This window comes from Ferrimonas lipolytica, from assembly GCF_012295575.1.
Taxonomy (GTDB): domain Bacteria; phylum Pseudomonadota; class Gammaproteobacteria; order Enterobacterales; family Shewanellaceae; genus Ferrimonas; species Ferrimonas lipolytica.
Window position 1 is genome coordinate 209,545 of sequence record NZ_CP051180.1, and the last position, 13,811, is coordinate 223,355.

The 13,811-nt window shown below is 49.6% G+C and carries 13 protein-coding genes; 12 read left to right on the forward strand and 1 reads right to left on the reverse strand.

The annotated features are described in order from the left end of the window. Window positions 1-7 precede the first annotated feature (7 nt). The 11 genes from HER31_RS01010 to dinB all read left to right on the forward strand — a co-directional run bounded on the left by HER31_RS01010 (window position 8) and on the right by dinB (window position 12,347). Window positions 8-1,108, forward strand: coding sequence for a TRAP transporter substrate-binding protein (locus tag HER31_RS01010; RefSeq protein ID WP_168658860.1), 1,101 nt, complete (start codon window positions 8-10; stop codon window positions 1,106-1,108). Between the two features lie 80 nt (window positions 1,109-1,188). Further along, on the forward strand, window positions 1,189-1,698 hold the full coding sequence (gene luxS, locus HER31_RS01015; RefSeq protein ID WP_168658861.1) for an S-ribosylhomocysteine lyase: 510 nt from the start codon (window positions 1,189-1,191) through the stop codon (window positions 1,696-1,698). A 1,342-nt stretch (window positions 1,699-3,040) separates the two neighbouring features. Further along, window positions 3,041-4,381 (forward strand): Na(+)-translocating NADH-quinone reductase subunit A, encoded by a 1,341-nt coding sequence (locus HER31_RS01020; protein ID WP_168658862.1) that lies wholly within the window; start codon window positions 3,041-3,043, stop codon window positions 4,379-4,381. Beyond that, complete coding sequence (locus HER31_RS01025; RefSeq protein WP_168658863.1) at window positions 4,381-5,607, forward strand: NADH:ubiquinone reductase (Na(+)-transporting) subunit B; 1,227 nt, start codon at window positions 4,381-4,383, stop codon at window positions 5,605-5,607. The genes HER31_RS01020 and HER31_RS01025 overlap by 1 nt, the downstream gene beginning before the upstream one ends. Continuing rightward, window positions 5,600-6,376, forward strand: coding sequence for a Na(+)-translocating NADH-quinone reductase subunit C (locus tag HER31_RS01030; RefSeq protein ID WP_168658864.1), 777 nt, complete (start codon window positions 5,600-5,602; stop codon window positions 6,374-6,376). Before HER31_RS01025 ends, HER31_RS01030 begins: the two co-directional genes overlap by 8 nt. Beyond that, window positions 6,369-7,004, forward strand: coding sequence for an NADH:ubiquinone reductase (Na(+)-transporting) subunit D (locus tag HER31_RS01035; protein ID WP_168658865.1), 636 nt, complete (start codon window positions 6,369-6,371; stop codon window positions 7,002-7,004). Before HER31_RS01030 ends, HER31_RS01035 begins: the two co-directional genes overlap by 8 nt. Before the next feature lie 9 nt (window positions 7,005-7,013). Further along, window positions 7,014-7,622 carry an NADH:ubiquinone reductase (Na(+)-transporting) subunit E gene (gene nqrE / locus HER31_RS01040; RefSeq protein ID WP_168658866.1) on the forward strand — a complete coding sequence of 203 codons (609 nt, stop codon included), beginning with the start codon at window positions 7,014-7,016 and terminating at the stop codon, window positions 7,620-7,622. Between the two features lie 35 nt (window positions 7,623-7,657). Next, complete coding sequence (nqrF, locus tag HER31_RS01045) at window positions 7,658-8,881, forward strand: NADH:ubiquinone reductase (Na(+)-transporting) subunit F (protein WP_168658867.1); 1,224 nt, start codon at window positions 7,658-7,660, stop codon at window positions 8,879-8,881. Between the two features lie 22 nt (window positions 8,882-8,903). Beyond that, window positions 8,904-9,935 carry an FAD:protein FMN transferase gene (locus HER31_RS01050; RefSeq protein WP_168658868.1) on the forward strand — a complete coding sequence of 344 codons (1,032 nt, stop codon included), beginning with the start codon at window positions 8,904-8,906 and terminating at the stop codon, window positions 9,933-9,935. Between the two features lie 168 nt (window positions 9,936-10,103). Beyond that, the gene (locus HER31_RS01055) at window positions 10,104-11,228 is read left to right on the forward strand and encodes an HD-GYP domain-containing protein (protein WP_168658869.1); all 1,125 of its coding nucleotides are present in this window, start codon (window positions 10,104-10,106) and stop codon (window positions 11,226-11,228) included. Between the two features lie 105 nt (window positions 11,229-11,333). Further along, window positions 11,334-12,347: a DNA polymerase IV gene (gene dinB / locus HER31_RS01060; RefSeq protein WP_420811012.1), complete on the forward strand. Its 1,014-nt coding sequence runs from the start codon at window positions 11,334-11,336 to the stop codon at window positions 12,345-12,347. Between the two features lie 103 nt (window positions 12,348-12,450). Here the strand turns inward: dinB and HER31_RS01065 are convergent, their stop codons facing one another. Next, entirely contained in the window at window positions 12,451-12,984 is a 534-nt protein-coding gene (locus HER31_RS01065; RefSeq protein ID WP_168658871.1) for a DUF4136 domain-containing protein, read from the reverse strand. 283 nt (window positions 12,985-13,267) lie between these two features. On the opposite strand from HER31_RS01065, the gene HER31_RS01070 reads away from it, so the two are divergent. Continuing rightward, window positions 13,268-13,744 carry a phosphatase domain-containing putative toxin gene (locus HER31_RS01070; protein WP_168658872.1) on the forward strand — a complete coding sequence of 159 codons (477 nt, stop codon included), beginning with the start codon at window positions 13,268-13,270 and terminating at the stop codon, window positions 13,742-13,744. Window positions 13,745-13,811 lie beyond the last annotated feature (67 nt).

Sequence of the window (13,811 nt, forward strand, 5' to 3'; positions counted from 1 at the left end):
CTAACTAATGCGTACATGGAAACGATTGAGTCTCGGCTTGGCGTTAATGAGCTTGCTCGGCTGTGCCCCGGAACAGCAATCACAACCTAACTCGGCGGCCCCAGCCGCTGAGGTAAAAACCTATGAGTGGAAGTTGGTTACGACCTGGCCAAAGAACTTCCCTGGGCTTGGGGTCGCGCCAGAAAACTTCGCGAAAAAAGTGGAAGCGATGTCTGCTGGGCGTTTGAAGGTAAAGGTCTACGGTGCCGGTGATTTAGTACCGGCGTTTGAGGTGTTCGATACAGTGAGTCAAGGTACCGCCGAGATGGGCCACAGTGCCGCGTACTACTGGAAAGGTAAGGTGCCAGCGGCGCAGGTCTTTACCACCATCCCATTTGGCATGAATGCGCAACAGATGAACGGCTGGTTGAATCAAGGTGGCGGTTTAGAGCTGTGGCAAGAGCTCTATCAACCATTTGGGTTGATCCCAATGCCTGGCGGCAACAGCGGCGTGCAGATGGGCGGTTGGTTTAATAAAGAGATCAATTCGCTGGCGGATCTGGAGGGACTTAAGATGCGCTTGCCTGGTTTAGGCGGCGAAGTGTTGTCCCGTCTTGGGGGAGTACCGGTTACCCTGCCTGGAGGCGAGTTATTCACCGCCCTGCAAACCGGTGCCATTGATGCCACTGAATGGGTTGGTCCATACAATGATCTCGCGTTTGGGCTGCACAAAGCGGCAAAGTTTTATTACTACCCTGGTTGGCATGAGCCTGGCACGGCGCTGGAGTTTATGATCAACGAACAGGCTTTCAAATCGCTACCTGCCGATCTACAAGAGATTGTAGTTACCGCTGCGCAAGCGGTGAACCAAGCTATGTTGGATGAGTACACCACCCGCAATATCGAAGCACTGCGCAGCCTAACTGAAGATCACGGCATCGAATTAAAGCCGTGGCCACCGGAAGTGCTGGCGGCGCTGCGCGCTGCTTCGACTGAAGTGATGGCGGAGCAAGCGGCGAAGGATCCGGCGATGAAGAAGGTGCTGGAGGCCTATCAAACCTACGCCAATGGGGTGCGCAATTATCACCGAATCTCAGAAAATGCCTACGACCAAATGATTAATCAGTAGCAAAAGTGTTCGCTGCAAATTGACCCCGCCTCTCAGCGGGGTTAGTTTTTATGGGCATACGGAATTATGGAGAGAACCCAATGCCACTGTTAGACAGTTTTACCGTGGATCACACAAAGATGGAGGCACCGGCGGTTCGTGTTGCCAAATCGATGCAAACCCCCAAAGGGGATGTGATTACCGTGTTCGATCTGCGCTTTTGTTTGCCCAACGCGGAGATCTTAACGGAGCGTGGTATTCATACCCTTGAGCACCTCTTTGCTGGTTTTATGCGTGTGCACCTCAATCAGGGTGAGCAGGAGATCATCGATCTATCGCCAATGGGTTGTCGCACCGGTTTTTATATGAGCTTGATTGGCACTCCAACCGAAGCCGAAGTAGCCGCCGCGTGGCAAGCGAGCATGAAGGATGTACTGGCGGTGGAGCGACAAGAGCAGATCCCTGAGCTGAATGAATACCAGTGTGGCACCTACGAGATGCATTCCCTCGATGAAGCTAAAGCCATTGCGACCGACATCCTCGCTCGTGGCATCGGCGTCAATCGTAACGATGCGTTAGCGTTATCGGCGGAACAACTGCAACAGTTGTAATCAGTTAATCGCTTGTTCTAAGGCCTGTGATATCGATGATGTCGCGGGCCTTTTTAGGTTGTGTCGAAGCTGACTGTTAAGGCTTGCCTCAAGTCTACGACGATAACGACTAATGTGGTTTAACGTGACGATATTGCGATGATGCTAGCACCAGCACCAGCACCAGCACCAGCACCAGCACCAGCACCAGCAAGTGTTGTATCTATTCGATACATGTGCCCATCTATGCTCTGGCTTGCAGTCCAAACGAGTTCACTTAATGGTCGTATCCAACGAAAACACAGCAGCGCTAGTATTTCATTTTTTCTGTGTGGGCTAGCATGCGTTCTAACGGTGTTAAACTGAGTTAAGGTTATCGGCGATCCCGTTTTCATCATTCATAACGTCGGTAATTGTCCATTTCTATGGCGGTGTCACAGTTAAGTGTTGAGGTTTATATCAAGCCTTCGGCTCTAGCGGTTGCAGTACTCTTAAGGGGTTATGTCGCGGTGGCAACGGCACATTCCTGTATGCATTAGCGGGGAGCTTCGCCCCCTTTGGAATGCCCCCTTGCCTTAGGTCGCACTCCAAAGCGCTTCGCTGGGCTGCTCCAATGCGGCAGAAGGTCAACGGCGGTAGTGCTTAACCCCTTATATCGGCGCTCGCCTAGCCGGTGCTTTAACTGTATTAGAAACAACAACAGTTAATTGGTACACAGCCTTTTTAATCCCCCTTGCTTTAGGTCACAGTCCCCAAACGCTTCGCTGGGCTGCTCCAATACGGCAGAAGGTCAACGGCGGCAGTGCTTAACCCCTTGTATCGGCGCTCGTCTAGCCGGTGCTTTAACAGCCTTGGAAAGAACAACACTTAGTTGGTACACAGCCATTTTATAGTACGACAACTTGAGGCTGTGATGTCGCTTGTGGCAATGCGACTAAGCTCAGTCAATTAACCTACTTGGCTGACGTTTGTACAACTCCAGCTGGGATAGTGAACAGTACAAATTTCTCGTTAATGCAGCTTTTCCCAGCACTGTTTTCTTTAATTGTACTCATTCCCTAGTGATTGCTTTTAAAGGGATAAAGTCTCACAAACGATGAAAAAAGAACCATCTTGAAACTTTTGTTAATTGAAATGTGCATTTCTGTAGGTGAACCTTGTATTTTTCGTGGCTCAGATTGCTGGCTTGGGTTATGATGCGCCCGAGTCGCCGTGACGCGGGTCGCAAAAAGATAAAAAGTTTGCGCTTGAGGTGTGCAGGTGTCATCAAGGGCTTGAACCTCGTTCTCCCTTAACACTTTCCTTCCTTAATCTCCTCAGCGTACCGGCACATGGACTTCACAGCAAAGCAGTGCAAGTGAGTATGATTACAATAAATAAAGGATTGGATTTGCCCCTCGCCGGCAAACCAGAACAAGTAATTCAGGATGGCCCAACAGTCACTCGGGTTGCGATTTTAGGTGAAGAGTACATTGGCATGCGCCCCACCATGAAGGTGAAAGTGGGCGATACCGTCAAAAAAGGTCAGACGATCTTTGAAGACAAGAAAAACCCAGGGGTGTTATTTACCGCCCCAGCCAGTGGCACAGTCTCCGAAGTCAACCGTGGTGCTCAACGAGTATTGCAGTCGGTAGTTATCGACATTCAAGGGGACGATGCAGTTGCATTTGAATCCTTTGATGCAAACCAGTTAGGTCAACTTGGTCGCCAAGTCGTGCAGGACAATTTAGTTAATAGTGGTTTATGGACCGCCCTGCGAACCCGCCCATTTGATAAAATTCCTGCCGTAGGTTCCGTTCCTGCCGGAATCTTTGTTACCGCAATCGATACGAGCCCGTTAGCCGCTGATCCCAATGTTATTCTCGCTGAGAAAACCGAAGCGTTTACTCAGGGTTTGCAGGTATTGACACGTTTAACCGACGGTAAAGTGCATCTGTGCCATGGTGCGACGTCACCGTTGCCAAATGCGATTGCTGGAGTTGAGTCTCATTCGTTCGGTGGTAAACACCCAGCCGGTTTGGTGGGCACCCATATCCATCATGTGTTGCCAGTAAGTGCAACTCGCATGGTGTGGCATATCAACTACCAAGACGTTATTGCCATTGGTCAGCTGTTCACTACCGGTCAGCTGCATAGCCAACGGGTTATCTCGTTTGCTGGACCTGTCGTTAAACAACCATGTTTGGTTCGCTCTCATGTTGGTGCCGATCTGAGTCAGATCGCCAAAGGCCAATTAACCCAGTCACACGTTCGATTGGTATCTGGTTCTGCACTGCACGGCCGTACCGCCGAAGGTAAAGTGTGCTTTTTGGGCCGCTATCACCAACAGTTGACGGTACTAGAGCAGGGCGATGAGAAAGAGCTGTTTGGTTGGGTTATGCCAGGCTCAAATAAACACTCATTTACCCGTACATTCCTGTCTCATTTAAGCCCAAGCAAGCTGTTTAACATGACTACCAGTACCGGTGGTTCGAAGCGTGCCATGGTGCCAATCGGTAACTATGAGCGGGTTATTCCGTTAGACATGTTGCCAACCTTGTTATTACGAGACCTCATTGCCCGTGATACCGACGGCGCTCAGAAGCTTGGTTGTCTCGAGTTGGCTGAGGAAGATCTGGCTCTGTGTACCTATGTTTGCCCTGGCAAATACGATTACGGGGTACAGCTACGTGCGTGCCTAGATATTATCGAGAGGGAAGGCTAATGGGTTTAAAAAACTTCATTGAGCGTATTGAGCCGGACTTCGAGAAGGGCGGTAAATACGAAAAGTGGTATGCCCTATATGAAGCGGCGGCAACCATCTTGTACACCCCAGGTAGTACTACCCGTGGTGGTACTCACGTTCGCGATAACATCGATTTGAAGCGAATGATGATCACCGTGTGGTTGTGTACCTTCCCTGCCATGTTTTTCGGTATGTACAACGTCGGTCTGCAGGCGCAAGAAGCCTTGGCAGCCGGCTTTGCAAGCCCGAATGTATGGCAGGTGTCCCTGTTTGAAGCCTTAGGTGGGCAGATGGGGGCAGGTCTTGGCATCGGTGGCTTGATGTTCTATGGCGCCTGCTTCTTCCTGCCAATCTATGCGGTGACCTTCGCCGTTGGTGGTTTCTGGGAAGTGGTTTTTGCCTCAGTTCGTAAACACGAGATTAACGAAGGCTTCTTCGTAACCTCGGTGCTGTTTGCGCTAACGCTGCCAGCAACCATTCCACTGTGGCAGGTTGCCCTTGGTATCACCTTTGGTGTTGTGGTTGCCAAAGAGCTGTTCGGCGGCACCGGTCGTAACTTCCTAAACCCAGCGTTGGCGGGTCGCGCCTTCCTGTTCTTCGCCTACCCAGCGCAGATCTCCGGTGATGAAGTTTGGGTCGCTGCAGATGGCTTTTCCGGCGCTACCATGTTGAGTCAAGCGGCTTCTGGTGCGGTTGATTTCGCTAACTACGGTTGGATGCAAGCGTTCTCCGATCCGCAATGGTGGAACAGCTTTTACGGCTTCATCGGTGGCAGTGTTGGTGAAACCAGCACCTTAGCTCTGGCTATTGGTGGTTTGGTTATTATGTACACCCGCATCGCCTCATGGCGCATCGTCGGTGGTGTGATGGTCGGCATGATTGCCCTTACCAGTTTGTTTAATGCCATCGGCTCTGATAGCAACTACATGTTCAATGTGCCGTGGACGTGGCACATGGTTATGGGTGGTTTCGCCTTCGGTATGTTCTTTATGGCGACCGACCCAGTATCGGCGTCATTTACCAACCAAGGTAAATGGGCATACGGCATCTTGATTGGCGTCATGGTGGTGTTAATCCGTGTGGTTAACCCGGCGTATCCTGAAGGGATGATGCTCGCAATCCTGTTCGCCAACCTGTGGGCGCCACTGTTCGATTACTTTGTGGCACAGGCCAACATCAAGCGGAGAGAGGCACGTAATGTCTAAATCCAATGACTCTTTTGGCAAAACCGTAGGCGTAGTTTTAGGACTGTGTCTGGTGTGTTCACTGGTGGTATCCGGTACCGCAGTAGCGTTAAAGCCACAGCAGCTGCAAAACAAGCTGCAAGATAAGCAAAAGTACATTCTGGAAGCGGCTGGTATTGAAGTAGAGGGTGGCGATATCGCGACTACCTACAACAAGTACATTGAACCTCGTTTGGTTAATTTCGGCAGCGGGGATTACGTCGATGGCGTTGACCCGGTGTTGTATGACCAACGTAAAGCTGCCCGTGCCCCAGAAACTTCGACTAAACCAGCCAATGACATCGCCTCGATTAGCCGCCGTGCTAATGATGGTGTGTTGTATTTGGTCAAAGGAGAAAACGGTGATGTTGAAACCGTTATCTTGCCAATCCACGGTTATGGTCTGTGGTCAACCATGTACGGCTTCTTAGCATTAGAAAGCGATCTCAATACCATCCAAGCGTTGGTGTACTACGAACAGGGTGAAACACCTGGTCTGGGTGCCGAGGTTGAGAATCCGAAGTGGAAAGCTAAGTGGCCTGAAAAGGTAGCCTTCGATAAGGCTGGCAATGTTGCCATCAAGGTAGTTAAAGGCGGCGCTAAAGTGGGTGACATCCACGGTGTGGATGGTCTCGCAGGCGCAACACTAACCAGTAACGGCGTGACCAACAGTCTCGTATTCTGGTTGGGTGCTGAAGGGTATGGCAACTTTATTGCTAAGGCTCGCAATGGAGGTCTGAACAATGGCTAGTCAGCAGCAGTCATTAAAAGAGGTTCTGGTTGGTCCTATTTGGTCCAATAACCCAATTGCACTGCAGGTGTTGGGAGTGTGTTCTGCCTTGGCAGTAACCACACGGATGGAAACCGCTTTGGTAATGTCGTTGGCATTAACCGTGGTAACCGCTTTCTCTAACCTGTTTATCTCGATGATGCGTAACCACATTCCATCGAGCGTACGGATCATCGTGCAGATGACCATTATCGCCTCGTTGGTAATCGTAGTTGACCAAGTATTGAAGGCTTATGCCTTTGAGATTTCGAAGCAGCTCTCGGTGTTTGTTGGCTTGATCATCACCAACTGTATTGTGATGGGACGAGCGGAAGCGTACGCGATGAAGTCGCCACCACTGCCAGCCTTCGTTGATGGTATTGGCAACGGTTTAGGCTACTCGGTAATTTTGCTTACCGTTGGCTTTTTCCGTGAACTGTTAGGTAACGGAACCCTGTTTGGTATCGAGATCTTCACCAAGGTCTCTGAAGGGGGTTGGTATTACCCGAACGGTTTGATGTCATTCCCACCAAGCGCATTCTTCTTGATTGGCTTCATCATCTGGGCGATTCGCACCTGGAAGCCAGATCAAGTTGAGCCAAAGGAGTAAGGAGGCGCTATGGAACATTACATTAGCCTATTCGTACGGGCGATATTCATCGAAAACATGGCGCTGAGCTTCTTCTTGGGGATGTGTACATTCTTGGCGGTGTCTAAGAAAGTGTCCACCGCCATTGGCCTTGGCATCGCCGTGATTGTGGTGCTGACATTAGCAGTACCGGTAAACCAGCTTATCTATTCCAACATTCTTGCTCCGGGCGCATTAGCTTGGGCAGGCATGCCAGAAGCGGATTTAAGTTTCCTTAACTTTATTACCTTTATCGGTGTGATTGCGGCATTGGTACAGATTTTGGAAATGACCCTCGATAAGTACTTCCCACCGCTATACAACGCATTGGGGATCTTCCTGCCGTTGATAACCGTTAACTGTGCAATCTTTGGTGCCGTATCCTTTATGGCCAACAAAGATTACAACTTTGGTGAGTCGGTAGTGTTTGGTTTAGGTGCAGGTGTTGGTTGGGCACTAGCACTGGTGTTGCTCGCCTCGATCCGTGAAAAGATGAAGTACTCCGATGTGCCAGATGGGTTACGTGGCTTAGGTATTACCTTTGTTACCGCCGGCCTGATGGCGTTGGGCTTTATGTCCTTTTCCGGGGTGTCGCTGTAAGCGACGCTAACGTAGAGAAGTTAAAGGAATAGTCGATGGAAATTATACTCGGCGTTGCCATGTTTACCGCGATTGTGATCGCGCTGGTTTTCGTTATTTTATTTGCGAAATCCAAATTAGTACCAGACGGCGACGTAACCATCAGTATCAATGGTGATGGCGACAAAGCGATTACCACTTCGCCTGGCGATAAGCTGTTGGGCGCACTGGCGGGCAATGGCATCTTCATCTCATCTGCCTGTGGTGGTGGTGGTTCATGTGGTCAGTGTCGCGTTAAAGTGCACTCAGGTGGTGGCGATATTTTGCCAACAGAAACCAGCCACGTGAACAAGCGTGAAGCCCGTGAAGGCTGTCGTTTGGCCTGTCAGGTAGCGGTTAAGCAAGACATGGATATCGAACTGCCAGAAGAGGTGTTCGGCGTTAAGCAGTGGGAGTGCGAGGTTATCTCTAACGATAACAAAGCCACCTTTATTAAAGAGCTTAAGCTTGGCATCCCAGATGGCGAATCAGTGCCTTTCCGTGCTGGTGGTTACATCCAAATCGAAGCCCCTGCACACCATGTTAAGTACGCCGATTTTGACGTACCGAAAGAGTATCGTGGCGATTGGGAACATTTCGGCTTCTTCAAGCTGGAGTCTAAAGTTGATGAGCCAACCTTGCGTGCTTACTCAATGGCAAACTACCCAGAAGAGGAAGGAATCATCATGTTGAACGTGCGGATCGCCTCGCCGCCGCCGCGCAACCTTGAGCTGCCACCGGGTAAGATGTCGTCGTACATCTGGAGCCTAAAAGCGGGTGATAAGGTGATGATCTCCGGTCCATACGGTGAGTTCTTTGCCAAAGACACTGAAGCGGAGATGGTGTTTGTCGGTGGTGGTGCTGGTATGGCTCCAATGCGTTCACATATATTTGACCAGCTTAAGCGTCTTAACTCTAAGCGTAAGATCTCATTTTGGTACGGTGCACGTTCTGAACGTGAGATGTTCTATGTTGAAGATTTTGATGGCCTTGCGGCTGGAAATGACAACTTTGAATGGCACGTGGCGCTTTCCGACCCTCAGCCAGAGGATAACTGGGAAGGTTACACCGGCTTTATTCATAACGTCTTGTTTGAAGAGTATCTGAAGAATCACGAAGCCCCAGAGGATTGTGAATTCTACATGTGTGGTCCACCGATGATGAACGCGGCTGTGATTAACATGCTGAAAGAATTAGGTGTTGAAGACGAAAACATTATGTTAGATGATTTCGGTGGATAAGACCTAACTCATACGGATATTGATGACATATCAAAACGTTACCAAATGGCTGGCCTTAATCGGGCTGGCCATTTTTGTTTCAGGCTGCACCCCATCAGCACAAGTGGTGAAGATTGAAGGAAGTACCATGGGCACCAGCTATCACATTAGCTGGGTTGGCGATGCGGCACAGGCACAGCAACTGCAAACAAAGATCGATGACCGTTTAGTAGCGGTGAATCAGTCGATGTCACATTGGCAGCCGGATTCGTTGATTAGCCGATTTAATCATTACGACAGTACCGAGCCGATGACCATCGATCATGACTTTGCGACGGTGATGGCTGAGTCGATCTGGTTAGCGGAGCAAACCGAGCGAGCACTGGATGTCACCATCGCACCAATTATCGATTTGTGGGGGTTTGGCCCTCAAGGGCAGGTAGAGCAAGCTCCAAGTCCTCGCGAGATTGCCATGGCGCAGGCGCTCTCTGGCATCAATAAAGTTAGCCTTAATGATCTCGCCTTGAGCAAGAGTGAGCCGTTATTAACTCTTAATCTATCAGCTATCGCTAAAGGTTTTGGGGTTGATGTTGTGGCCGATCTGCTCGAGCAACATCAGATCGGCAGTTATATGGTGGAGATTGGCGGTGAGTTACGTCTGCGCGGTACGAAGCCGGCAGGCAAGCCGTGGCGGATTGCGATTGAACGACCAGATCCCGCTGGTCGAGAGCTATTTCAAGTGATTGAACCGGGTAACATGGCAGTGGCGACATCGGGTGACTATCGCAACTTTTTTGAAGAAAATGGGACCCGTTTTTCTCACCTAATTGATCCACGCAGCGGTGCACCGATCACCAATCGTTTGGCTTCGGTTACCGTCCTTAGCCCCTCTTGCATGCGAGCTGATGGCTTTGCTACTGCATTTAGCATTATGGGTACTGAAGCCAGTTTGGCTTACGCCAATGAGCATAAGATGCCAGTAATGCTGATTGAAAAGAGCATTAGTGGGCAATTCAATACCTTTTATTCAGACGCTTTTAAAACCTATGTTAATGACAGTGAAACCGCTCAATAAAACGATTTGCTGCTGATGAATTGACCGTTTTAATTGGTGTTAGCGGTTGTGGTTGTCAGGATAGGTGACTCGCTTCACAGATCGCTAATGAATGTTATTCTAAGCGGTACTTGTTAAGGTTAGCGACAGCGTATCATTGCCTCGATCCTACGCAGTGAGAACGTGTGAATGAAGAAACTAATGCCGCTGTACCATTTGATTGCGACTGAGTCGTCAGCGGAAGATACCTTTAGAGCGGCCACCAGCTGGTTGTTTGCGCAATACCCGAAACTGTCACGTCTATGCGTGGCCTCGGTCGAAGGGGACGAGGTTTACAGTTTCTTTGTGCATGACCGGCTTGCCGGCTCTGATGACGATATCTTTTATCAGAGCCGTTTATCGGTGTCGCGAGCATTGGCGGAAATTGCGCAAGGAGATGGCTTCGAGTGCATTAACGATCTCCAGCCGTTAGCGCAACATCATAGTCAACTGAACAAGCTGTATCAGCGTGGCCACCGCAGCAGCTTTACCTTTGCGATTAAGGCCAACCAACAGTTGATTGGCTATCTGTTTCTGAACAGTGATCAGCTCGCTGCGTTTGAGCAAAGCCATCACCTTGATGAGTATTTGCAGATCGCGCAGCTGCTGACTCAGGTAAAGATCTATCTTTACCGCCGAATTACCATGCTCCGTTCCGGCTTGGGGTTAACCCTCAAGATGGGCCATGCTCGCGACCCTGAAACCGAAGCGCACCTCGAGCGCATGAGCGCCTATAGCGTACTTATTGCCAGCCACATGGCCCAGCAACAGTTGCTCAATAATACCGATGTGGTTACAGTGCGCCGTTATGCTCGTTACCACGATATTGGCAAGTATCAGATTCAAGACGATATCTTATTTAGCACCGAACGCTTTACTCCAGAGCAACGGGCGATTATGAATCAACACTGTCAGTATGGCGTGGATATTATTAATCATGTCGAACTGGGCATGGGGGTCGATGATCTCAATATGCTGCGCCGACTTAAGAACATCATTCTGCACCACCACGAACGATTTGACGGCAAAGGTTACCCCCATGGTCTCAAGGGCAAAGAGATCCCGATTGAAGCCCGAATCGTTACCGTTGCCGATGTATTCGACGCGCTATTGAGTGATCGCAAATACAAAGGTGCATGGCCCTTTAATAGTGCTTGTCAGTTCCTTAAAGACAACAGCGGTACCATGTTTGACCCGGATTGCGTTGACGCTTTGCTTGCGCAATTGGATGAGGTTGATGCCATCCGTGAACGTTATGTCGATGAGCTGGAGTAACAGCGTTAGCCACTTTGATTGATGACAGCTTTGGCAGCCACTGTTATAGTAACTGTGTTTTTATACAGGTATGGTGACGTGGCTCGAAAGATAATTCATGTAGACATGGACTGCTTCTACGCTGCGGTAGAGGTAAGAGACCATCCAGAATTGGCAGGTAAACCAGTAGCCGTCGGCGGCCCTGCTGGTGGCCGAGGGGTGCTCTCAACCTGTAATTATCAAGCTCGTGAATTCGGGGTGCGCAGTGCTATGCCCAGTGGTGAAGCGCTCCGCCGTTGCCCTAACTTAATTATTGTTCCCGGCCGAATGCAGGTCTATCAACAAATCTCGCAGCAGATCCGCGCTATTTTTGCCAAATACACTGATCTGATTGAACCTCTTTCCCTTGATGAGGCATTTTTAGATGTATCGGACTGCACTTTACACCGTGGCAGCGCGACCCTCATTGCCAAGCAGATCCGCGCCGAGATTCTTGCCGCTACAGGGCTAACCGCCTCGGCAGGCATAGCCAACTGTAAGTTTATCGCCAAGATCGCCTCCGATGAAAACAAACCCAATGGCCAGTTTGTTGTGCTGCCCAGCGAAACGGAGGCCTTCGCAGCGCAATTGCCACTTCGAAAGATCCCTGGCGTTGGCCCTAAAACGGCAGAAAGATTAACCGCTCGAGGGCTTAATGTCGGTGCTGATGTACTTAAGCACCAACCGGAGCAACTAGCGCAATGGCTTGGTAAGTTTGGTCCGGTACTGCACCAACGAGCCCAAGGCATCGATAACCGCGCAGTAGTCAGTCATCGCGAGCGTAAATCGGTCGGAGTAGAAACTACCCTGTTTGAAGATCTTGGCAGTGAAACCGAGTGCCTGCATGAGCTGCACAAGTTGTTACCAAAGCTCAGTCAGCGGTTAGGCACCAAGCGCTTTAAGGGGCTTAATTTGAAGCTTAAATTCAGTGATTTTCAACAAACCACTGTTTCTTGCCAAGCACACCAATTAGAAGAGAACACCTTACGTGCCTTATTGCATACTGGTTATCAGCGCGGTGAGGGGAGAGGAGTCCGGTTGGTGGGGATCAGTGTGACACTGGACGATGCCAAGACGCAGCAATTAAGTTTATTGATGTAGCTTGATCGTGCACAGCTCTATTGCTGAAACAACAACACCGCATCAATCATCTCAGCGAGTAATGCGGTGTTATTTTTGCTGTTCGAAGTAATGCGGCTAGCTATTATTCACCGTAGTTTTCGAACATCTTTTCGACGACGTAGCTGATGCGCTCATCTTCCTGAGCGGCGTTATTGCCTTCTTGAATCGCAGCGGATGCGGTTCCTACCCAGACAGCCTTGCGAGTTTTCATATCGATAAGGGCGATAACTAGTCCGCCTTTAGGTACATTTTTTAGCTCATCAATATTTTTGGTATCGTCGTGGACGGTTTCGGTGTGCAGCATGTCGACACCGATGCTGTATACAACACCCAGCTCAGCTGCGAATTTATTCTCTTTCAAACCACGTTCACGTAACTCTTTGTTGATCAGAAAACGCAGTTCGGAATCTAAATCATAGTTACGTTTTTTCCATTGTTTGTTGTAGTCGTGCAAAGCCGTTTTACCCAGTACCCACTTATAGCTTGAGTAGGATGCCAAGTTCGCATCCTGCGCCGTGGCAGACTTGGTTTTGATATCTTGATGTAAGCTGGTTGAAGCACAACCTGACAATGCAACTGCACCGATGAGTAATACCGCTTTTATTAGATTTTTCATACATTCCTCAATATAAGTGCTTGTTAACTTCATGCTTATTTAAGGGTATATGGAGGTTGCTATGCAACAATTATTTAACTGTTTTGTAAACTTCGAAGTTTTGTTCAGCTTGGCAACAGCAATGCCTCGGTGATAACGCACGAATCTTATTAATTCGACGAGTTTGTTCTTGTTCAATTTAAGGTGAAAAGGCGCTATTACATAGGCAACTTATGTTGTTGCTGTCCTGATTTGTAATAGGATATCGATACATTGCACTGTTTGATTACTTAGGAATATAACGATGGCTTTTCAACTGGCTCTTACCGAGATTGGTGAATTGGCGTTTGCACTGCATTCAGCTCCAGGCCTCGATGGCGCTATCGCCGCTGATATAGCGCTGCTAAAGCAAGCTGGTGTCGGTGTGGTGGTAACTACCTTGACCAGCGAAGAACTGCATCGGTTTCAACTGACCGCCTTAGGCAGCACCGTCCAAAATGCAGATATGGTATGGCTGCACTTACCCGTAGTTGATAAGTCTCTGCCGGCGGAAAGGTTTGCAGCGGGTTGGGCTGATGCATTAGAGCAGTTGCAACAAAGCGCTGCCGCGGGCGAACGGATCTCGGTACATTGTCGTGGTGGTACTGGCCGCACGGGGCTCGTAGCTGCCAAGATCGCGTTAGCATTGGATGCTGAGTTTGATGCCACCGTTGCCGCCATTCGTGCGGCTCGTCCGGGGGCATTAAGCGCTGAGGCTCAGTTGACTTACCTTAAAGGTTAAGGCTGACTATAGAGCAGTTAATAAGGGGCTATGGCCCCTTTTGTCGGCTGTGTACCAATTAACTATT

Excerpts from the sequence above, each read along its gene's own strand:
- HER31_RS01010 (WP_168658860.1), top strand. The coding sequence starts at position 8 with ATGCGTACATGGAAACGATTGAGTCTCGGCTTGGCGTTAATGAGCTTG.
- luxS (WP_168658861.1), top strand. The coding sequence starts at position 1,189 with ATGCCACTGTTAGACAGTTTTACCGTGGATCACACAAAGATGGAGGCA.
- HER31_RS01020 (WP_168658862.1), top strand. The coding sequence starts at position 3,041 with ATGATTACAATAAATAAAGGATTGGATTTGCCCCTCGCCGGCAAACCA.
- HER31_RS01025 (WP_168658863.1), top strand. The coding sequence starts at position 4,381 with ATGGGTTTAAAAAACTTCATTGAGCGTATTGAGCCGGACTTCGAGAAG.
- HER31_RS01030 (WP_168658864.1), top strand. The coding sequence starts at position 5,600 with ATGTCTAAATCCAATGACTCTTTTGGCAAAACCGTAGGCGTAGTTTTA.
- HER31_RS01035 (WP_168658865.1), top strand. The coding sequence starts at position 6,369 with ATGGCTAGTCAGCAGCAGTCATTAAAAGAGGTTCTGGTTGGTCCTATT.
- nqrE (WP_168658866.1), top strand. The coding sequence starts at position 7,014 with ATGGAACATTACATTAGCCTATTCGTACGGGCGATATTCATCGAAAAC.
- nqrF (WP_168658867.1), top strand. The coding sequence starts at position 7,658 with ATGGAAATTATACTCGGCGTTGCCATGTTTACCGCGATTGTGATCGCG.
- HER31_RS01050 (WP_168658868.1), top strand. The coding sequence starts at position 8,904 with ATGACATATCAAAACGTTACCAAATGGCTGGCCTTAATCGGGCTGGCC.
- HER31_RS01055 (WP_168658869.1), top strand. The coding sequence starts at position 10,104 with ATGAAGAAACTAATGCCGCTGTACCATTTGATTGCGACTGAGTCGTCA.
- dinB (WP_420811012.1), top strand. The coding sequence starts at position 11,334 with ATGGACTGCTTCTACGCTGCGGTAGAGGTAAGAGACCATCCAGAATTG.
- HER31_RS01065 (WP_168658871.1), bottom strand. The coding sequence starts at position 12,984 with ATGAAAAATCTAATAAAAGCGGTATTACTCATCGGTGCAGTTGCATTG.
- HER31_RS01070 (WP_168658872.1), top strand. The coding sequence starts at position 13,268 with ATGGCTTTTCAACTGGCTCTTACCGAGATTGGTGAATTGGCGTTTGCA.